An 18,980-nucleotide genomic window follows, 5' to 3' on the forward strand; every position below is an offset into this window, starting at 1 on the left:
TGCTACGCCTGTTCGATTTTGTGGTGCGAGTTCCTTCGGGGAGTTCACGCGAACGGGTGTTCCGAACGAGTGTTCGGGAAGTGGAGGGTTGGCTGGTTCGGGTGGGGTGAGTGTGGCTGGTGTGAGACGTGAGGTGGACAGGTGAAACTGTGCAGTTTCGACTGGACAGTTTGTGCTGGGTGTTTTAGCGTGGCGCCATGGAACAGAGCGGCGACCGGCCCGGTGACGTGGGCGTCTCGGAATCCGCGGCACGCGCCGCGCAGGACCTTCGCGTCGCCTTCAGCCTGCTCCGGCGGCGCATCCGCGAGGTGTCCGAGACCCCGGACCAGGCGCAGGCGCAGGGGCGGACTCCAGGCGGGGAACGGGGACCGGCGCAGGACCTGACGCCCTCGCAGATCTCCGCGCTCACCCTCGTGAGCAAGAGCGGCGCCGCCACGGCCAGCGCCCTCGCCGCGGCCGAAGGCGTACGACCGCAGTCGATGGCCGCCACCCTCGCGGCCCTCGACCAGTACGGACTCATCCAGCGCAACCCCGACCCCGGAGACGGCCGGCGCCAGCTGGTCACGCTCACGGACGCCGGGCGCGAGCGCGTCGAAGGCACCCGGCAGGCCCGCTCGGAATGGCTCGCCCGAGCCTTCGAGGAGCGCTGCACGGAGGACGAGCGGCAGACCGTCATCGCGGCGATGGCACTGCTGGAACGGCTCACCCGGTCGTGATACCCGCCCTCCGGGACTGGCTCCAGCACCGGCTCACCCCCGCACGGCACCGCCCGCCCGACCGGTTCGACCGCCGCCTGATCGCCCCGATGGTCCTCGGCACCGTACTGAACCCGGTCAACTCCTCCATGATCGCCGTCGCGCTGGTGCCGATCGGCCGGGCGCTCGGCGCGTCCCCCGCGGAGACCGCCTGGCTGGTCTCCGGGCTCTACCTCGCCACCGCCGTGGGGCAGCCCGTCATCGGACGGCTCGTCGACCTGTACGGCCCCCGCCGTCTCTACCTCTTCGGTACGGCCCTGGTCGGCGTCGCCGGGCTCCTCGGCGCCCTCTCCCCGAACCTCGGCGCGCTCGTCGCCGCCCGGGTCCTGCTCGGATTCGGCACCTCGGCCGCGTATCCCGCCGCGATGCATCTGACCCGCAGCGAGGCCGAACGCACCGGGCAGAGCAGTCCGGCCGGCGTCCTGACCGCGCTCGCCGTCTCCGCCCAGACCGTCGCCGTCGTCGGACCCACCCTCGGCGGCCTGCTCATCGGCGTGGGCGGCTGGCGCACCATCTTCCTCGTCAATGTGCCGCTCTCCCTGGCCTGTATGGTCCTCGGCGCCCTGCGACTGCCGAAGACCACCAGGAAGCAGAGGGGGCCGGCGGCCGCCCGTTCCGCTCGTCCCGGGGCGACCGGCCCGACGGCCGACGGGGCGACGGCCGACGAGGCGAAGGCTGCCGGGCCGGCCGCCGAACCGGCCACGCCCTCCCCGGCCTCTCCGTCCGCCACCCCCGGCGTCGACCTCCCCGGCATGCTGCTGTTCGCCGCCCTGCTCGTCTCGCTGATGCTGTTCCTCATGCGGCCGCGCGCCGACGACTGGTATCTGCCGGTGCTCGCGCTCGTCGCGGGCGCCGCCTTCGCGCGGCGGGAACTGCGGGTCCCGGGCCCCTTCATCGACCTGCGGGTTCTCGGCGGCAACGCCCCCATGCTCGCCACCTTCCTGCGCCAGTTCCTCAGCTACACCACCGCGTACGCCTTCCTCTACGGATTCACCCAGTGGATGGAGGAGGGGCGCGGGCTGCACGCGGCGAGCGCCGGACTGGTCCTGCTGCCGCTGTCCCTGAGCGGACTCGTCGTCTCCGGGATCACCGGGCGCCGGGAGGCCGTCCGCGCCAAGCTCGTGGTCGGCAGTCTCGTCCAGATCGCCGGGTGCACGGCCCTGCTGACGATGAACTCGACCAGCGCGATCTGGCTCCTGGCCGGCGTCGGCGCCCTCATGGGTGTCCCACAGGGTCTCAATGGCCTGGCCAATCAGACCGCGCTGTACCGGCAGGCCGAACCCGCCCGCATGGGCTCCGCGGCGGGGCTGCTGCGCACCTTCACCTACCTCGGCGCGATGGCCGCCTCCGCCGCCGACGCCGCCTTCTTCACCCACGGCGCCGACACCGGCGGGCTGCACCGGCTCGCCCTCTTCATGCTCGCCGGAGCCGTGCTGCTCCTGGCGGTGACCCTCATCGACCGATCCCTCCGCGATCCCGCCCCCCGAAAGGCCTGACATGGCAGTCACCACGCTCGACCCCCGCACCGCGCTCGTCGTCATCGACCTGCAGAACGGCATCGTCGGCAACCCCGGCCTCGCCCCCCACCCCGCCGCCGACGTCGTACAGCGCTCCGTCCGGCTCGCCGACGCCTTCCGCGGCCACGGCCTCCCCGTCGTCCTCGTCCGGGTCACCTCGGCCGCCGACGGCGCCGACGCCGTCCCCGGCCGCATCGACGGCCCGCGCCGCGCCCGCTCCTTCCCGGAGGGCTGGGACGTCGTCGTCGACGAACTGGCCGGGCACCCCGGGGACATCACCGTGACCAAGCGGAACTGGGGCGCCTTCCACGGCACCGACCTCGACCTCCAGCTGCGCCGCCGCGGGATCACCCAGATCGTGCTCACCGGCATCGCCACCAGCATCGGCGTGGAGTCCTCCGCCCGCGCCGCCCACGAACACGGCTACCACGTCACCCTCGCCACCGACGCCATGTCCGACCTCGACCCCGAGACGCACCGCAACAGCGTCGAGCGGATCTTCCCCCGCCTCGGCGAGAGCGGCACCACCGAGGAGATCCTCGAACTGCTCGACAAGACCCGGGCCTGACCGGCCAACTCCAGGAATCCGCGGGTACCTTGGGCCCGTGACCCTGGATGATCTTCGTGTGTTCGTCGCCGTCTGCCGGGCCGGGAGCCTGAGCGCCGTCGCCCGGGAACTCGGCTGCACGCAGTCGGCGGTGAGCCAGCACGTACGCCGGCTCGAACGCGAGGTCGGACTCGGGCTCGTCGAACGACAGGCCCGCGGTGTGGTGCCCACCCGCGCCGGGCGCGTCCTCGAACAGGCCGCCGCCGACGGCATCGCCGGACTCGACCTCGCGCTGCGCCGGCTCGACGAGCTGGTGCGCGGGGGCGGCGGTACGGTGCGGATCGCCACCGGCGGCACCACCGTGCGGCACTTCATGGCCGGGGCCGTGGTCGAGTTCCGGGGCCGGTACCCCAAGGTCAGCCTCGAGTTCCAGACCGAGAACTCCAGCCGGAGCTGCTTCGACGCGCTCGCCGACCACGGACTCGACCTCGCCTGGGTCACCCTCGGCCCGCCCGTGCGGGGCATCGAGCAGCGGCTCGTCGCCGAACTCCCCTGGGTGCTCGCCGTGCACGCCGACGACGAACTCGCGGGCCGGGAACGGATCGAGGCGGCGGAACTGGCCGGACTGCGGATCGTGGGGCTGCCCGAGCACTCCACCTCCCGCGCCCATCTCGACTCCGCCTACCGGGAGTTGGGGATACCCGCAAGCGCCTCCGACACCAGCGTCGCCGACTGGGACACCGCGATCCTGCTCGCCGAACTCGGCCTCGGCCACGCCGTCGTCCCCGCCCTGCCGGGCCTGCCCGGACCCGGCCACCCCGGCCTCCGCTTCCTGCCCGTACCGGCCCTGCCGCCCCTCGCGGTCGGCTGGGCCGTACGCCGCTGGGACGCCCTGTCGCCCGCGGCCCACGCCTTCGCCGACACGGTGGCCCGGCACTGCGCGGGGGGCGGGGCGGGCCAGTAGGACGGGCCGTCCGGCGCCCTCAGGCCCCGGCGATCGCCCGCAGGCGCCCGACGAGTTCGCTCGCCACGGGTACCGGCACCCCGGTCCGCTCCGCCGCGCGCAGCAACGCGCCGCCGATCGCGTCGAGTTCGAGGGGGCGGCCCGCCTCGGCGTCCCGTTGCATCGAGGACTTGGTGGCCGCGGGGAAGGCGTCGTACCGGGCGAGGGCGGTCGCCGGATCGGTGGCGGCACCGCACGCGCGGCCCACCGCGGCCGTCTCCTCGACCAGGGCGGCCAACTCCTCGCGGTGCAGGGTGCGTACGTCGCCCACCGGCACCCCGTACCGCGTCGTCAGCAGGGCGAACGGCGCGAGGAACGACATCTTCGCCCACAGCGCCGCCGACTCCCCCTCCTCGACCCGCGCGCGCACCCCGGCCCACTCAAGGGCCCCGGCGAACGCCTCGACCCGGGCCCGGGGGGCCGTCTCGGCGGTCAGGTCGACCTCGGCGAACGGGCTGCCGTGCTCGACCACCCCCGGGGCGATCCGCGTCGACTCCACGCGGATCACGGCGGGGGCCACCTGCCCGGAGCCGTAGCGCTCGCGCAACAGGGCCGGGTGCTCGACGCCGTTCAGGAACGGGACGACCAGGCCCTCCTCACCCAGGGCCTTCGCCGGGAGCCGTTCCAGCGCCGCGTCCAGGGCCGTCGCCTTGACCGCGATCACGCACACGTCGACCGGCTCGCGCAGTTCGGTGTCCGCCTCGACCCGGGCCGTGAAGTCGCCGAAGTGACCGCTGCGCACCTCGATGCCGTCCGCGGCCAGCCTGCCCGCCGTCTCGTCCCCGGCGATGCAGACGACCCGGTGGCCGGCCCGGGAGAGCAGCGCCGCAAGCAGTCCGCCGACCCCTCCCGGACCCAGCACCGCCACCGTCAGCGCGTCGTTCGTCATGGTTCCTCGCTCCTCTCGGCGGGACCCCGGAACGGGCCCCGGAGATCGTCACAAGTCCCGGTCGTCCGAGTCAATCCTCGGAGATCCTTGCCCAACTCCAAGATTTCGCTGGGGTGTTCCGTCGAACGGCGAGGCGGCGGACACCGTCACGGCACCTTGACCGACGCCCCGGGTTCGAGCAGCCGCAGCCGGTCACCGAGCCCGGCCCGCTCGTACGCCGCCGTCAGGGCCGCACCGTCCTCGGTGAAGTGTCCCCAGTGCTCGAAGTGCAGCGGGACCACCCGGGCGGCGCCGAGGATCTCCGCCGCCCTTGCCGCGTCCTCGCTGGTCAGGGTGAGCGGCGCGTCCGGAACCAGCGGGGTCTGCGCCGCACCCGCGAACAGCACGGCGACGTCGAAGGGGCCCTCACAGTCCGCGATCTCCCGTACGACGTCCAGGGACGCGTTGTCACCGCTCACGTACACCCGGGGCAGTCCCTCCCCGGACAGCGCGAAACCGGTCACCTCGCCCACGAGGGGCAGCGAGCCGTCGGGCCCGTGCTGCGCCGGGACGGCCGTCACCCGCAGCGACCCGCCGTCCGGACGCGGCAGCTCGACGGACTCCCAGGGACGAAGGGCCCGTACGGGCGCTCCGATCCGCTCCCGCGCGGACGCCGTCGACAGGGTCACCGGGACGTCCTCGAGGAGCGCGCGCCCGGACGCGTCCAGGTTGTCGGGGTGCTGGTCGTGCGAGAGCAGGACCGCGTCGACCGGTCCGACCTTCCCGGCGGGGAGCGCGGGGCCGGCGGTCTTCACCAGCTTCCGGGTTCCGACGGGGTACTCGCCGGGAGCGTCGAAGGTCGGATCGGTCAGCAGCCGCAGGCCGCCGATCGCGATGAGGGCGGTGGGCCCGCCGACGTAGGTGATCTCCACTGAGGTCATGTTCTGATCAATCCGCCGGACCGGCGGGGCTATTCCCGGCCGTGGCGCGCCCTGTTTCGCGAGCGGTGACCACGACGGCGCCGGACGCGCGAGACTGGACTCATGTGCCGCAGCATCAAGACACTCCGTCCGCCCGCCATCCCCGAGGAAGCGACCGAGGAGGAGATCCGCGCCGCCGCTCTGCAGTACGTCCGCAAGGTCTCCGGGTTCCGCGCCCCGGCCGCCCACAACCGTGAGGTCTTCGACCGGGCCGTCGAGGCGGTCGCGCTGGCCACGGCCGAGCTGCTGGACGACCTGGAGGTACGCGGGGCCCGCTCCGGCGCTCCGGTCGGCGCGTAGCGCGGCCGCCGCGAGCGGAGGGTGCTCGGGGCCCGAGGGTCCTTGCCGCCGATGGGCGGGGCGCGTGCGGGCCCGTCACGCCCGTCGCCCCGGGCCCCGCGGGGCGTGTGTGCCCGTACCGGCCGTGGCCGCGGAGGCCACGGCGTGCGTGCCTGCGTGCTCCGTATCGCCCGTCGCCGGGGTGCCGTCGCTCAGGCGCCGGTCTTCGGCTCCCGGATCGCGGGGCTGCGGACGAGGTAGGCCGCGCCCGCCCCCGCGATGAACAGGGCGCCGACCGAGACGGCCGTCGCCAGCCAGGTCGCGCCCAGCCAGTGGCCGCCGAAATAGCCGAGGGCCACGCTGTAACCGGCCCACGCCAGGCCGGCCAAGACCGACCAGGGCAGGAACTCACGGATCCGGCGGTGCGCGGCACCCGCGCCGAGCGAGACGACCGAGCGGCCCGCCGGGGCGAAACGGGCGACGACCACGAGCAGACCGCGGGCGCCGCCGCCGCGCGCCAGGACCTCGCCGAGACGTTCCTGCGCCCGGGTCAGCCGGCGCGACCGGGCGATGGCGCGATCCAGACGGTCGCCGCCGCGCCAGGCGAGGCGGTACGCCACCATGTCGCCGAGGACCGAGGCCGTGGCCGCGCAGAGGGTGAGCACCAGGATGTCGGGCACGCTGTGGGGGACGGCGCCGGTCGCCGTGGCGGAACCGGCCGCGGCCGTCGCCGCCGTGATGACCAGGACGCCGCTCGGCAGGACGGGCAGGAACACGTCGAGGACGATGGACACGGCGATCACCGCGTAGATCCATGGGCTGCCTGTCAGCGACCCCAGACTCTCCAGCACCGAAACTCTCCCCCGACCGCCCCGCCCCGTGAGTCCGTCCGCGCCGCTCCTCGCGGGAGTGGCGTGGCGGCCTGTGACAGCCATACAGCGTACGCCGCGGATGGGGCTGGAGATCCTCCGGGGACGCATGTGTCGGTCACATCACGTTCACGGTTCCGCACGCTGCGGTATGCGAGCGGGCTTCGGGGACCGTGAGGAAGGCGGTTATTCCGGGGTGATCCGGGACTCCGACACCGTGGTCAGCCGGGCGCGCGCCGCCGTGCGGCCGGCGCCTCCGCCCCGGGTCCGCCGCGCCTGTTCCAGCCGCAGCGAAGCCGAACGGCCTTGCAGGGTCAGGGTCATGAGCTGATTGCCGAACCAAGGGCCGCCGGTCTTGCGCCAGTCGACCGGCGGCGGTGCGCAACGGCCGTGCCGGGCGAGGAGGTTGCCGAGCAGCCGGGCGGGGCGGCTCCAGCCGAAGCGGAAGCCGAGCCGGATCGTGAGCGGGATCGAGTTGTGGACGGGGGAGCAGGTCAGCTGGAGGACCCGGGCGGCGGGCTGCCGGGCGGGGTCGGCCCAGACAGGATCGGCGACGTAGGCGTGGTGCACGTCGCCGGAGAGCACGCACACGGTCGCCGGCGCGTTCTCGCCGGAGCCGGCTTCGGCGATCAGGTCGGCCAGCTCGCCGAACGACTCCGGGAACGCCGCCCAGTGCTCCAGGTCGGCCGCGCGGCGCAGCTTCTCGCCGAACCGGGCCCAGCGCCGGCCCCGCTCGCCCCGGCACAGGGCCGCGTCCCAGGTCTCCGCCCGGTGGATCAGCGGGGGCAGCAGCCAGGGCAGCGACGTGCCGATGAGGAGGTGGTCCCGCGACCGGGGTGACTGGAGGGCCTGCTCGCGAAGCCAGGCCGCCTCCCCGGGATCGAGCATCGACCGGTCCTTCTCCTCCAGGACGCGGGCCGCGCGTGTGTCGAGCATCAGCACCCTGGTCCGGCCGAAGTCGCGGCGGTAGCTCCAGCGGACCGAGGCCGGGTCGGCGTCGGCCTGGGCGGCGAAGGCGCGCAGCACGTCCGTGCCGTCGGGGGTCTCACGTACGGCCGCGTACAGCAGGTCGGCGGCGAGTTCGGCGGGGGAGAGGTTGCCGAGGTGCTGGTGGACCCAGTACGACATCAGACCGCTCAGCACCCGCTCGCGCCACCACGGGGTGGCCCGGATCTCGGCGAGCCAGGCGGCGCTGGTGTTCCAGTCGTCGATGACGTCGTGGTCGTCGAAGATCATGCAGCTGGGCACCGTGGACAGCAGCCAGCGGATCTCGGGGTCGAGCCAGGACTCGTAGTAGAGGCGGGTGTACTCCTCGTAGTCCGCGACCTGATGGCCCGGGGGGTCCTCCAGGCCCCGGCGCGCGGCGATCCACGCGCGGGTCGCCGCGGAGACCTCGTCCGCGTACACCTGGTCGCCCAGCAGGAGCAGTACGTCCGGGCGTTCGTCCTCGGGGGCGGAGGCGATCCGGGCGGCGAGGGTGTCCAGGGCGTCCGGTCCGACCGGGTCGCGCTCGTCCGCGGGCGGGGCGGCCCAGCGGCAGGAGCCGAAGGTGACGCGGACGGCGGTGTCGTCGCCGGCGGGGGTGTGAACCGCCGAGGGCGGGAACGGCGAGTCCGGCAGCGGCCACACGGTCATGCCGTCCAGCAGGATCTCGTACGCGGTGGCGGTGCCCGGTGTCAGTCCGCTCACCGGAACCAGTGCGTAGTGGTGGCCCGCGATCTGGAAGGTCCGGGCGGCTCCGCGGGTACCGTCCGCGCAGCGCACCTCGGCGGTGCACGGGCGGCTCGTCTCGACCCAGAAGGTCGCCGACGAGTTGTCCACGTACCTCAGCAGCGGTCCCAGGCGCAGTTCGGCCATGGCGGCCCCCCTCCTCCGTCGCCCCGTACGGTACGGAACGACGGAGGCTCCCGGGGAGGTTCCGGACACCGTGAACATCGTGGGGGGCGGTGTCCGGAACCGGGCGGCCGCGGCCGCCGTCCGTGCCGGGAGCGGGGGCGGGTCAGCAGCCGTTCAGGACCGAGGTCAGCTTGGTCTTCTCCGCGGAGTCGACCTTCAGGTTGTAGTAGTACTTCACCTGCACCCAGGCGCGGGCGTAGGTGCAGGCGTACGAGCTGAGCGGCGGCATCCACTCGGCCGGGTCCTTGTCGCCCTTGGACTGGTTGACGTTGTCCGTGACGGCGAGCAGCTGCGGGCGGGTCACGTCGTTGGCGAAGGCCTGGCGCTGGGCCGTGGTCCAGGCGCTGGCGCCGGAGTCCCAGGCCTCGGCGAGCGGCACGAGGTGGTCGATGTCGACGTCGGAGGCGGCGGTCCAGGTGGCGCCGTCGTAGACGGAGTACCAGCTGCCGCCGGTGGCCACACAGGCGGAGTCGGTGGTGACGCCCGAGCCGTCGCGCTTGAGGATGTACTCACGGGTGTTGCAGGTGCCGCTGATCGTGATCCACGTGGGGAACAGGCTGCGGGCGTAGCCGGTGCGGTTCTCCGTCGCGACGGTGAGGGACGCGAGATAGGTGCGGGCGGTGGCCGCGCTGACCGGGGTGGGGAGGGCGGCGGAGGCGGTCGGGCCGTTGAAAACTCCGGCCAGGGCTATCAGTCCGGTGAAGGCCGCGAGTATGCTCAGCCGTCGACGCGCGTAGACCTTTGGCATGCGAACTCCCTTGGTTTGTGGGGGTGTTGGAGTACGGGCGAACGAATGCTCGCGGCGTCGTGTAGCCGTGAGGTAAGTGCGCGGTTAGAAAATAATGACGCGTTCATGACATGACAAGGTTCGGGACTGAACTTTCTCCGTGAGGCGGGGTGCGGGCTCGTCGCGAGGCGGGGTGCGGGGTCCTCCGTGAGGCGGGGCGCCGGGCTCGTCGCGAGGCGGGGTGCTGGGTCTTCCGTGAGGCGGGGTGCCGGGCTGCGGGACCTTCGGCCCTGGGGGGCGCTTCGGGGGTCGCGTACTATGGGCGGTGCAGAAGGGGAGTAGCTCTTCGCCGGACCGTCGACATACTGCTCAGCTCGTCTGAGCCGGCGCCCGGAGGCAGACCTCGGTCACGAGGCCGGCCAGCGAGACCTTCGGCAAGCAGTGCACGTGCCCTGCCGGGCCTTTCCGGCGTGGGCGCTTCTGCCCGCGCCCATCGGCGCGGGCGTCGCCGTGTGCTGCCGTGCCGAGGTGTCGCGCAGTCACAGCACGCGCAGTCGCAACACTCTCGGTGGGGCAGCCCGACCGATTGAGGGATTTTGATCAGCTTCAGCGTGATGGCGCTCGTCTTCGGTGTCGTCTTCCTTGCCGAGCTGCCGGACAAGACCGCGCTCGCCGGACTCGTCCTCGGTACGCGCTACCGCGCCTCGTACGTCTTCGCCGGTGTCGCCGCCGCGTTCGCCCTCCATGTGGCGCTCGCGGTCGCGGCGGGCAGTGTGCTGACGCTGCTGCCGCAGCAGATCGTGCATGCCGTTACCGGTGTTCTGTTCCTCGGCGGTGCCGCGGTGCTGCTGATGAAGAAGGACGAGGACGAGGAGGAGGTCCGCAAGCCGGAGAACCAGACCTTCTGGAAGGTCTCCGGGGCGGGCTTCATGCTCATCCTCGTCGCCGAGTTCGGTGACCTCACCCAGATCATGACGGCGAACCTCGCGGCGCGGTACGACGATCCGCTGTCGGTGGGGCTCGGTGCGGTGCTGGGGCTTTGGGCTGTGGCGGGGCTGGGGATCGTGGGCGGCAAGGCGCTGATGAAGCGGGTGCCGTTGTCTTTGATCACCAAGGTGGCGGCTGTGCTGATGATGGGGCTCGGGGTGTGGAGCCTGTACGAGGCTGTGGCGGGCTAGTGGCTGGTCGGCGGCGCCGGCTTTCCCCGCTCTCTTTGGTCGGCCGGGGTCGGGGTGCGCGGATTCGCGTGTCCCGGCCCTCTGCGGTTCGGGTCCGGTGGGTGGGTCGGGGCCGTGCCGGTGCATCAGCCCGTCGCCGTCGGACAGAGATGTGAGCGTTAGTGGCGACGGGCATCGATGCGTGGTGTCTGACCATTCCGGTCCCGGATGCTTCAGTCCCTCGCGCCGGATGCCGGGTGCCGGTGAGTCGTGGCTGCGGTTCTGCCCCCGGCACCGGGTCCCGGCTGCGGGAGGGTGGGTGTGGGGGACCGGGGTGGCGGCTTGGGTGAGGGTGCCCCCGTGCACGTCCATCCTCGTCCGTGGTCCATCTGTGTCTGTGGGGTCTGGGGGCGCTTCGACGTGGCGAGGTTGCCTCGAAGTGTCGGCGTGAGCGTCACTTTGGTGGACCTCGGAATGTGTGTGGACCCTGGGGTGTGTGGGTTCTGGGGTGCGGGTGGGCGATGAGGTCTGGATGGGCCCCGCTGTTGATCCTTTATGGCCCTGACACGGCTCTGAAATGCTTGCGATGGGGCTCTGACGTGCTGTGGTGGCGTTGTGGGGCATTGTTTTGTATCGTGTAGGAACAAAGTGGTTCCCGTCCGCGACTCCCTGACCGGCGGGCGGGGCCGCCTTGTTTTCCGGGGGTGTACTGGGTCCCCTCTTTGCGTTTTGGAGCTTGCCGATGACCACGGCCACCACTGTTCTGACCGCCCGCGCCCTCCTGCTCGACATGGACGGCACCCTCGTCAACTCGGACGTCGTCGTCGAGCGCTGCTGGCGGGGCTGGGCCGATCGGCACGGGCTGGACGGGGACGAGGTCATGAAGGTCGTCCACGGCAGGCAGGGATATGCGTCCATGGCGGTGCTGCTGCCGGACCGTCCGATGGAGCAGAACTACGCGGACAACGAGCGGATGCTGGCGGAGGAGACCGCCGACATGGACGGTGTCGTCGCCATCCCGGGAGCGCCGGAGTTCCTCGCCTCCCTGGCCGGAGTGCCGCACGCGCTCGTCACCTCGGCGGACGTGGCCCTGTCCACCGCGCGCATGGCGGCGGCCGGGCTCGGACTTCCCGACGTACGGATCACGGCCGAGTCCGTCGGCGCCAGCAAGCCCGACCCCGAGGGCTTCCTCAAGGGGGCGGCCGAGCTGGGGATCGCACCCGAGGACTGCATCGTCTTCGAGGACTCCTCGGCCGGGATTGCCGCAGGCCAGGCAGCCGGTATGCGGGTCGTCGGCATCGGCCCCCGCGCACCTTTCCACGGCCCGGACGCCGCCGTACGCGACCTGACCGAAGTCCGCGTCGAGATCGTCGGCGACGGCACCATCCGCCTTCACATCGCCTGAGGCAGAAGATCGAATGCGGATGATCAGATGATCAAATGCAGATGATCTGCTGTTGCGCCGGCTGATCTTTCGGTCGGATCGCGGTCCGGGCCGGTCCGGGATCCGGGGGCCCGGGCCGCCACCCCCAACCCCCACCCCCACGCACCCGCAGCCGGGTGCGAACGCGAGGGGCCGTGCCGGTACATCGATGCCCGTCGCCACTAACGTCCACATCTCTGTCCAACGGCGACGGGCTGATGCACCGGCGCGGCCCCGACCCACCCACCGGACCCGAACCGCAGAGGGCCGGGACAGGCCGAAGCCGGCGTCGGCGGTGCTCAGGGCTGGGACGTCTCCGCCTCCAGGCTCGCCCGTGTCGCCGGTCCGTACACACCCGGATCGTCTCCCGAGATGCCCCGCGCCCACTGGTACCAGCGCACCGCGTCCTCGAGGTGACGGTCGAACTGGCCGTCGGCCTGGTGCCGGTACATGTGGAGCTGGCCCAGTCGCAGCTGGAGCTCGGTCACCTCGGACCCGCTGTCCCCGCGCCGCAGGGTGGGCCCGGCCGCCACGTTCGTACCGCCGCCGCCCGTCGTGGCCGGGGCCGTCGCGGTCGCGGTGGGGCTCGGCCGGGCGGAAGTCGGCGACGCGCTCGCCGAGGAGGACGGTGACGCCGACTCGGACACGGACGCCGACGGCGACGGGCTCTCGCTCGCCGAGGCGGACGCGGACGCCGACGCCGAAGCGGACGAGGACGCGCTCGCCGAGGGCACCGCGGAAGCCGTGTCGGACAGGATGTCCGGTGCTGTGGTCCGTACGTCCTTGGGCTGGGCCTCGTCCCGCGAGGGCGGGTCGGAGGAGAGCAGTCCGCTCACGGCCCCCGCCGCGGCCACCACGGTCACCACGACGCCGGTGACGGCGAGGACCCCGGCGCGCCGACGGCGCTTGGGGCGCTCCGCGCCCGAGCCTCCGCGGCCGGACTCCGGGCGGCGCGAGCTATCGGGGAAGGGGCCGCCGGCGCGCGCATCCGAGGGGACGGCCTTCAGCTGCATGGTGGCGTCGGCCGGCGTCGGAGCCGACGCGGGGGTGACCTCCGGCGGCAGCGGAACGGATCGCGGCGCCGCGTCCCCCGGTACGGGGGCCAGCCGCATCGTCGCGTCGGCCGGGATCGCGGCCAGTCGCATGGTGGAGGCGGCCGCGTCCTGACCGCTCGCGGGCGGCATCGGCATCCCGCCGCCCTGCGCGGCCCCGTACGCGGAACCCGCCGGCTCGGCACCGGCGTACGGTGCGCCGCCGAGGAGCATCGGGTCGCCGCCGTGGCCCGGAGCGGGGTGCGCCGAGGCGCCCTCCGGTGCCCAGGCGCCCTGGGCGGCCGCCCAGGGCTCTCCGGCGGCCGGGGAGGCGTGCCAGGACCCCGGGGCCGCGCCGGCCCCGTCAGGACCGCCTGCGGCCTCGCCCGGGGCCGGGCCGGCGCCGGTGAGCCCGGCGTCCTCCGTGCCCAGCTCCACATAGGGCCGTATCCGCAGCGGGTTGAAGTCCTCCGCCGCGGCCTGCGCCGCGCGCTTGTCGCGCAGTGCGTCGGACATCGTGCGGGCACAGCCGCAGGACGGGGTGCCGTCCTGCGTCCGGTGCGCGCCGCACGCGGGGCAGACATGCCCGGTCGGTTCAGTCACGAGTGGGTCCCTCCCCCCTGAAAACTCCAGTGATTATGCGGAGGACCTTCATACAACCTTCAAGCAGCCCCCCTGAATCGCGAATTCCGGCCGCTTCGACAGGCCATAACCGGACACACCGCTCAGGATGGAGGGTGACCGGGACCCTCGGGGCTCAGGGAGGCCGCATGACCGGGGACGCGCACGGTTCGGACGCTCCGTCCGGCCGCGGGCCGGAAGGGGCGGAGACGGGCGGCGACGGTCCGGGCGAGCCGTCGGGAGCGCACGGCTCGGTCGAGCTGAGCGAATCGGCGCTGCGCCGCCGCAGCGCGGCCGCGGCCGACGCCCGGGACTCGGTGCACGGCAGCGTCTTCGTGTCGATCGGCGCCCTTCTGCTCGGCATGCTGCTCGCCGCACTGGACCAGACGATCGTGTCCACCGCGCTGCCGACCATCGTGAGCGACCTGGGCGGTCTGGAGCACCTGTCCTGGGTGGTCACCGCGTATCTGCTCGCGTCGACGGCGGCGACCCCGCTGTGGGGCAAGCTCGGCGACCAGTACGGGCGCAAGCGGCTCTTCCAGACGGCGATCGTGATCTTCCTGATCGGCTCGGCGCTGTGCGGGATGTCGCAGAACATGGGCGAGCTGATCGCGTTCCGGGCGCTGCAAGGACTCGGCGGCGGCGGGCTGATGGTGCTGTCGATGGCGATCGTCGGCGACCTCGTCCCGCCGCGGGAACGGGGCAAGTACCAGGGGCTGTTCGGCGCGGTGTTCGGCGCGACGAGCGTGCTGGGGCCGCTGCTCGGCGGGCTGTTCACGGAGCACCTCAGCTGGCGCTGGGTGTTCTACATCAACCTGCCCGTGGGCGTGGTGGCGCTCGCGGTGATCGCCGCGGTCCTGCACATCCCGAGGAAGTCGGCCCGGCACGTGATCGACTACGCCGGTACGTTCCTGATCGCGGCGGTCGCCACGTGTCTGGTCCTGGTGGCCTCGCTCGGCGGCACCACCTGGGACTGGGGCTCGCCGCAGATCATCGGGCTCGTGGTCCTCGGCGTGGTGCTGGGCGTCGCCTTCGTGGCGGTGGAGCGGCGGGCGGCCGAACCCGTGCTGCCGCTCAAGCTGTTCCGGGTCCACACGTTCACGCTGTCCGCGATCATCAGCTTCATCGTGGGCTTCGCGATGTTCGGGGCGATGACCTATCTGCCGACGTTCCTCCAGGTGGTGCAGGGCATCTCGCCCACGATGTCGGGCGTGCACATGCTGCCGATGGTGCTCGGACTGCTGCTGTCGTCCACGGTGTCCGGGCAGATCGTCAGCCGTACCGGCCGCTGGAAGGTGTTCCCGGTCGCCGGTACGGGGATCACGGCGCTCGGTCTGCTCCTGCTGCACCAGCTGGACGAGAACAGCGGCACCGGGCTGATGAGCACCTACTTCTTCGTGTTCGGGCTGGGCCTCGGCCTGGTCATGCAGGTGCTGGTGCTGATCGTGCAGAACGCGGTGTCGTACGAGGACCTCGGCGTCGCGACCTCGGGGGCGACCTTCTTCCGGTCCATCGGCGCCTCGTTCGGCGTCGCGATCTTCGGCACGGTCTTCGCGGGCCGGCTCGGCGACAACCTGACGAAGGCGCTGGGCGGGCAGCAATTGCCGCCCGGCATCACCACGGACTCCCTGAAGGCCGATCCGAAGGGGATCGCTCAGCTGCCCGCGGACCTCCAGCCGCCCGTGCTGCACGCCTTCGCGACCTCGATCACGGACGTCTTCCTCTACGCGGCCCCGGTCGCCCTGCTCGGGTTCGTGCTGGCCTGGTTCCTGCGCGAGGACCGGCTGCGCGGCTCCGTCACCACCCCCGACGTCACCGAGACCCTCGCCAGCAACCCGGTCGAGCGGTCCTCGTACGACGAGGTGTGCCGGGCGCTGTCGACGCTCGGCACCCGGGAGGGGCGCCGCGAGATCTACGAGAAGATCACCGCGCGGGCCGGCTACGACCTGATGCCGGCGGCGAGCTGGCTGCTGCTGCGGATCAAGAAGTACGGGTGGGCGGAGCCCGCCCTGCTGGCCGAGCACAGCGCCGTACCCCTGGACGTGGTGCTGGCCGCCGCCCGGCAGATCGAGGAACGCCGGCTCGCCCGCCGGGAGGGTCTGGACCTGGTGCTGACCGACGAGGGGCGGCTGACCGCCGGGAACCTGTCCAGGGCCCGTGAGGAGTCCCTGGCCGAGCTCCTGGGCGACTGGTGGACACCGGACCGTCCGACGGACCTCACCCGGCTGGTCGCGGAGCTGAACGAGGAGATGTGCGGTTCCGACGCGGAACGCCCGCACGAGGGCGCCCCGGCCGCCCGTACCCAGGGAGGACCCGCCTGAGCGGGCGGCGAGGCCCGGAGCCCTCGTCCCTCAGCCGGTCAGCTCCTTCCGGAACCAGTGCTCGGCGTACGGGTCGTCGTTGTGCGCGGCGGTCTCCTCGTAGCCGTGCCGGGCGTACAGGGCCCGCGCCTCGACGAGGTCGCCGCGGGTGTCGAGGATCAGCGTCCGGGCGCCCAGCTCGCGGGCGGCCGCCTCGGCCGCCGTGAGCAGGAGGGGCGCCGCGCCCCTGCCGCGCAGGTGCGGACGGACGAACACCCGGCTCAGTTCGCCCGTCGTGGCGTCGAGCATCCGTACTCCGGCCGTGCCGCCGGGTTCCCCGTCGTGGCGGGCGACGAGCAGCACACCCGTCGGCGCCGCGAACTCGGATCCCGTCCGCGCGGCGATCTCCCGCTCCAGCTCGTCGGGATCCGTCGTACGTCCCTCGTGCAGCTGGTACCAGCGGTCGCTGACCTCCGTGTAGTACGCCCGCCACAGTGTCGCGGCGGCGGGGGAGTCGAAGGGCTCGGGGGCCACGCTCCAGGTACTCGGCGTGCGGGCAGGCGATCGGGTCATGCCGGCCATTGTCGGCGGGCGTTGCCCCCGGTGCGCAACCGGATTCGGGGCGCGCCGGGCGAACAGCCGACCGGAGGACTGGTGTTGACGGTCCGTGCGGTCGGGGGGCCGTTTGAGGCGAGGGTTCCGGGCAACCCGGTCCAGGAACCGGCCCGTTGGGTCGAGAACCGGGAAGGCACCCATGTCCACAGGCGTGATCATCGCTCTGATCATCGTGGCGGCCGTTGCCGTTGTCGCGGCCGCCCTGACCCTCCGCGCCCGAAGGCCGCCGGGCGGGCGTGCCCTGCGGCGGCGCTTCGGACCCGAGTACGACCGGACCGTCGCCCGGCACGACGGCGACACCCGGGCCGCCGAACGCGACCTCAACGAGCGCGTGAAGCGGCACGGCGACCTGCGCGAGCTCCCGCTCGACGCGGCGGACCGGGAACGGTACGCGGCCGGCTGGACGGCCGCCCAGGAGCGGTTCGTCGACTCGCCCCAGGAGGCGGTGGCCGAGGCCGACCGGCTGCTCGGCGAGCTGGCCGGAGCGCGTGGTTTCCCCGACGGCGACCGTTACGAGGAGCAGGTCTCCGCGCTCTCCGTGCACCACGGGCACCATGTCCACGGCTACCGCCATGTGCACCGGGCCGCGCTGGCCCGCTCCGGCGGCGGCCGGGACGGCGGCGCCGACACCGAGGGCCTGCGCTCGGCCATGTTGGAGGCCCGCGACCTCTTCGACGACCTGCTGGCCCCGACCCGTCAGGACGCCTCGCCCCGCCGGACCCGTGACACCGAGGACACGAACGGGTCCCCGGAGGGCCGGCCGGAGCACACCCGGCGGTTCGCGCTGACCAAGGCCTCCCGGAGCGCCGAGCCGGCCGGGACGACGGACACCGCCGGGCGCACAGGGGAGCCGGAGCCGGCGCAGAGTGCCCCCCGCGCCGGGCGCGACACGAACGCCGAGGGCGCCGAGAACGCCGAGAACGGCACCAGGACTTCCACCCCCGACACTCGCTCCTCCCTGCCCTGGTCGTTCACCAGGCGGCAGGCGAAGGGGAGTTGAGAAAGGTGAGCGCCATGAAGCCGGAGCAGGATCCCGAGCGCGCCCCGTCCCGCGAGGGCGCCGCGACGAAGGGCCCGGTGACACCGGGCCGCACCGAACCGGGAGAGGCCGCGATGAAGGGCCGGGTGACCCCGGTACCGCCCGAGCGTTCTCCCGACGACCTGGCGCACGAGGGCGACGGCGGCACCGGTGAGGTGTCGCGCCGCGAGGCCCTGAAGGGCCGGGCCGAACCCCCGTCCACCGCGCCCGGCCCGGACAGGGCCGGAGCCCCGGACAAGGACGGAGCCCCGGACAAGGACGGCGGCTTCGAGAGGAACGGTGACGGCCGGGCGGACCGGCCGGCCGGGACCGGGACGACGGGCCGCGGCGCCGCCGGGCGGGACGCCCGGGGCGACGGCGAGGACCGGACTCCGGGCGGCCGCCCCGCGTCCCGTACGAAGGGTTCCCCGGACCTGCCCGCGCCTCCGCCCGTACCCCGGGACGGCGGCACCGGGCGCGACGAGCGGATGCTGCCGCTGGACCTGCAGGACAAGTTCTCGCTGCGGATGCGGCACGCGGTCGGCGGGTTCATCGACGGGCCGCAGGCCTCCGTCGAGGAGGCCGACCAGGTGCTGGAGGAGCTCGCGGGCCGGTTCACGGAGGCCGTGACCCGGCGGCGGCGTGACCTGCGCACGTCCTGGCAGTCCGGCGAGGCGGCCGAGTCCGACACCGAGCGGCTGCGGCTCGCCCTGCGCGACTACCGCGAGATGACCGAACGGCTCCTGCGCATCTGAGCCGGCCCGGACACCTTCCCCGGTGAGAAGTGAGGCCGCGCCCCGGACCATGCCCCGGGGCGCGGCCTCACGTCCTTCTCCGGCGCGGACGCGGTCGGGCGCCCTCGCGGATCAGGTGTCGCCGGCCCGTGGGGTTACGGGGCGTCCGGGGGCCGGGTCTCGCGGGCCGCGTGCCACTCCTGGACGATCTTCTCCACGTCGTACGGCTTGAGGCCGAGGGGAGGGCCCGGCGGGGGCTTGAACATGACCTCGCGGATCTTGGCGTTGATGTCCTCGATCGTCCGCCGCACGGCCCGCTCCGAGGGAAGCGCCGGAACGGCCGCGATCACGTCCTCCGCCTCCTTGCGCAGGGCCAGGGTGGGCGGCAGCACGGAGAGGCCCTCGCGGGCCATCTTCCGCTTGATCCACCAGAGTTCGTCGTACGGCGTGTCGGTGACCTCCGGCAGCGGTTTGCCCGCGCCGGGGAGCCGGCTGAAGTCCTCGGCGGCCTCCGCCTGGCGGATCTGCCGGTCGACCCAGGACTCGAAGCTGACACCGGGTGGCTTGCGCTCGGTCATGCGTCCATTGTGCAGGAGGTCACACAGCGAGGGGAAAGGTCGAATTATCATGCGGCGGCGAC

Annotated in this window: 18 protein-coding genes; 10 read left to right on the forward strand and 8 right to left on the reverse strand. The window is 73.1% G+C overall.

Annotation, left to right across the window (positions count from 1 at the left end):
- The first annotated feature begins 197 nt into the window (after nt 1–197).
- The 4 genes from IO36_RS26435 to IO36_RS26450 all read left to right on the forward strand — a co-directional run bounded on the left by IO36_RS26435 (nt 198) and on the right by IO36_RS26450 (nt 3,783).
- Nucleotides 198–716: a MarR family winged helix-turn-helix transcriptional regulator gene (locus IO36_RS26435; protein WP_051900963.1), complete on the forward strand. Its 519-nt coding sequence runs from the start codon at nt 198–200 to the stop codon at nt 714–716.
- Between the two features lie 89 nt (nt 717–805).
- Entirely contained in the window at nt 806–2,251 is a 1,446-nt protein-coding gene (locus IO36_RS26440) for an MFS transporter (RefSeq protein ID WP_063764902.1), read from the forward strand.
- A gap of 1 nt (nt 2,252) precedes the next feature.
- A complete protein-coding gene (locus IO36_RS26445; RefSeq protein WP_037623462.1) occupies nt 2,253–2,840 on the forward strand; it encodes a hydrolase in 588 nt (195 codons plus the stop codon).
- A gap of 37 nt (nt 2,841–2,877) precedes the next feature.
- Nucleotides 2,878–3,783, forward strand: coding sequence for a LysR family transcriptional regulator (locus tag IO36_RS26450; protein ID WP_037623463.1), 906 nt, complete (start codon nt 2,878–2,880; stop codon nt 3,781–3,783).
- A gap of 19 nt (nt 3,784–3,802) precedes the next feature.
- Here the strand turns inward: IO36_RS26450 and IO36_RS26455 are convergent, their stop codons facing one another.
- Together IO36_RS26455 and IO36_RS26460 are read right to left on the reverse strand one after the other, a co-directional pair.
- Nucleotides 3,803–4,711: a ketopantoate reductase family protein gene (locus IO36_RS26455; RefSeq protein ID WP_037623464.1), complete on the reverse strand. Its 909-nt coding sequence runs from the start codon at nt 4,709–4,711 to the stop codon at nt 3,803–3,805.
- A 146-nt stretch (nt 4,712–4,857) separates the two neighbouring features.
- The gene (locus tag IO36_RS26460; protein ID WP_037623465.1) at nt 4,858–5,631 is read right to left on the reverse strand and encodes an MBL fold metallo-hydrolase; all 774 of its coding nucleotides are present in this window, start codon (nt 5,629–5,631) and stop codon (nt 4,858–4,860) included.
- A 102-nt stretch (nt 5,632–5,733) separates the two neighbouring features.
- Here IO36_RS26460 and IO36_RS26465 point away from each other — a divergent pair, with 102 nt between their 5' ends.
- Nucleotides 5,734–5,970, forward strand: coding sequence for a DUF2277 domain-containing protein (locus IO36_RS26465; protein WP_037623466.1), 237 nt, complete (start codon nt 5,734–5,736; stop codon nt 5,968–5,970).
- 191 nt (nt 5,971–6,161) lie between these two features.
- Here IO36_RS26465 and IO36_RS26470 read toward each other — a convergent pair whose 3' ends face one another.
- From IO36_RS26470 to IO36_RS26480, 3 genes are all read right to left on the reverse strand, one after another.
- Nucleotides 6,162–6,800 (reverse strand): DedA family protein, encoded by a 639-nt coding sequence (locus tag IO36_RS26470; RefSeq protein WP_037623467.1) that lies wholly within the window; start codon nt 6,798–6,800, stop codon nt 6,162–6,164.
- A gap of 204 nt (nt 6,801–7,004) precedes the next feature.
- A complete protein-coding gene (locus IO36_RS26475) occupies nt 7,005–8,675 on the reverse strand; it encodes an alkaline phosphatase D family protein (protein ID WP_037623468.1) in 1,671 nt (556 codons plus the stop codon).
- A gap of 142 nt (nt 8,676–8,817) precedes the next feature.
- Nucleotides 8,818–9,462 (reverse strand): HNH endonuclease family protein, encoded by a 645-nt coding sequence (locus tag IO36_RS26480; RefSeq protein ID WP_037623469.1) that lies wholly within the window; start codon nt 9,460–9,462, stop codon nt 8,818–8,820.
- Nucleotides 9,463–10,037: 575 nt separating this feature from the next.
- Here IO36_RS26480 and IO36_RS26485 point away from each other — a divergent pair.
- Together IO36_RS26485 and IO36_RS26490 are read left to right on the forward strand one after the other, a co-directional pair.
- Nucleotides 10,038–10,619 (forward strand): TMEM165/GDT1 family protein, encoded by a 582-nt coding sequence (locus IO36_RS26485; protein ID WP_037623470.1) that lies wholly within the window; start codon nt 10,038–10,040, stop codon nt 10,617–10,619.
- 721 nt (nt 10,620–11,340) lie between these two features.
- The gene (locus tag IO36_RS26490; protein ID WP_037623471.1) at nt 11,341–12,003 is read left to right on the forward strand and encodes an HAD-IA family hydrolase; all 663 of its coding nucleotides are present in this window, start codon (nt 11,341–11,343) and stop codon (nt 12,001–12,003) included.
- A 317-nt stretch (nt 12,004–12,320) separates the two neighbouring features.
- On the opposite strand, the gene IO36_RS43850 is transcribed toward IO36_RS26490, so the two are convergent.
- Nucleotides 12,321–13,655 (reverse strand): peptidoglycan-binding domain-containing protein, encoded by a 1,335-nt coding sequence (locus IO36_RS43850; protein WP_245173495.1) that lies wholly within the window; start codon nt 13,653–13,655, stop codon nt 12,321–12,323.
- Nucleotides 13,656–13,822: 167 nt separating this feature from the next.
- Between IO36_RS43850 and IO36_RS26500 the strand changes: the two genes are divergently transcribed.
- Nucleotides 13,823–15,994 (forward strand): MDR family MFS transporter, encoded by a 2,172-nt coding sequence (locus IO36_RS26500; RefSeq protein WP_078943451.1) that lies wholly within the window; start codon nt 13,823–13,825, stop codon nt 15,992–15,994.
- 30 nt (nt 15,995–16,024) lie between these two features.
- Here IO36_RS26500 and IO36_RS26505 read toward each other — a convergent pair whose 3' ends face one another.
- Nucleotides 16,025–16,555 (reverse strand): GNAT family N-acetyltransferase, encoded by a 531-nt coding sequence (locus tag IO36_RS26505; protein ID WP_037623473.1) that lies wholly within the window; start codon nt 16,553–16,555, stop codon nt 16,025–16,027.
- Between the two features lie 172 nt (nt 16,556–16,727).
- On the opposite strand from IO36_RS26505, the gene IO36_RS43855 reads away from it, so the two are divergent.
- Together IO36_RS43855 and IO36_RS48380 are read left to right on the forward strand one after the other, a co-directional pair.
- Nucleotides 16,728–17,588, forward strand: a complete 861-nt coding sequence (locus IO36_RS43855) for a hypothetical protein (protein ID WP_037623474.1) — start codon at nt 16,728–16,730, stop codon at nt 17,586–17,588.
- Nucleotides 17,589–17,602: 14 nt separating this feature from the next.
- Nucleotides 17,603–18,361: a hypothetical protein gene (locus IO36_RS48380; protein ID WP_245173496.1), complete on the forward strand. Its 759-nt coding sequence runs from the start codon at nt 17,603–17,605 to the stop codon at nt 18,359–18,361.
- Between the two features lie 134 nt (nt 18,362–18,495).
- Here the strand turns inward: IO36_RS48380 and IO36_RS26520 are convergent, their stop codons facing one another.
- A complete protein-coding gene (locus tag IO36_RS26520; RefSeq protein ID WP_037623475.1) occupies nt 18,496–18,918 on the reverse strand; it encodes a DnaJ family domain-containing protein in 423 nt (140 codons plus the stop codon).
- Nucleotides 18,919–18,980: the final 62 nt, after the last annotated feature.

Origin of the sequence: Streptomyces aureus (genome assembly GCF_000725495.1) — a bacterium.
Classification (GTDB): Bacteria; Actinomycetota; Actinomycetes; order Streptomycetales; family Streptomycetaceae; genus Streptomyces; species Streptomyces aureus_B.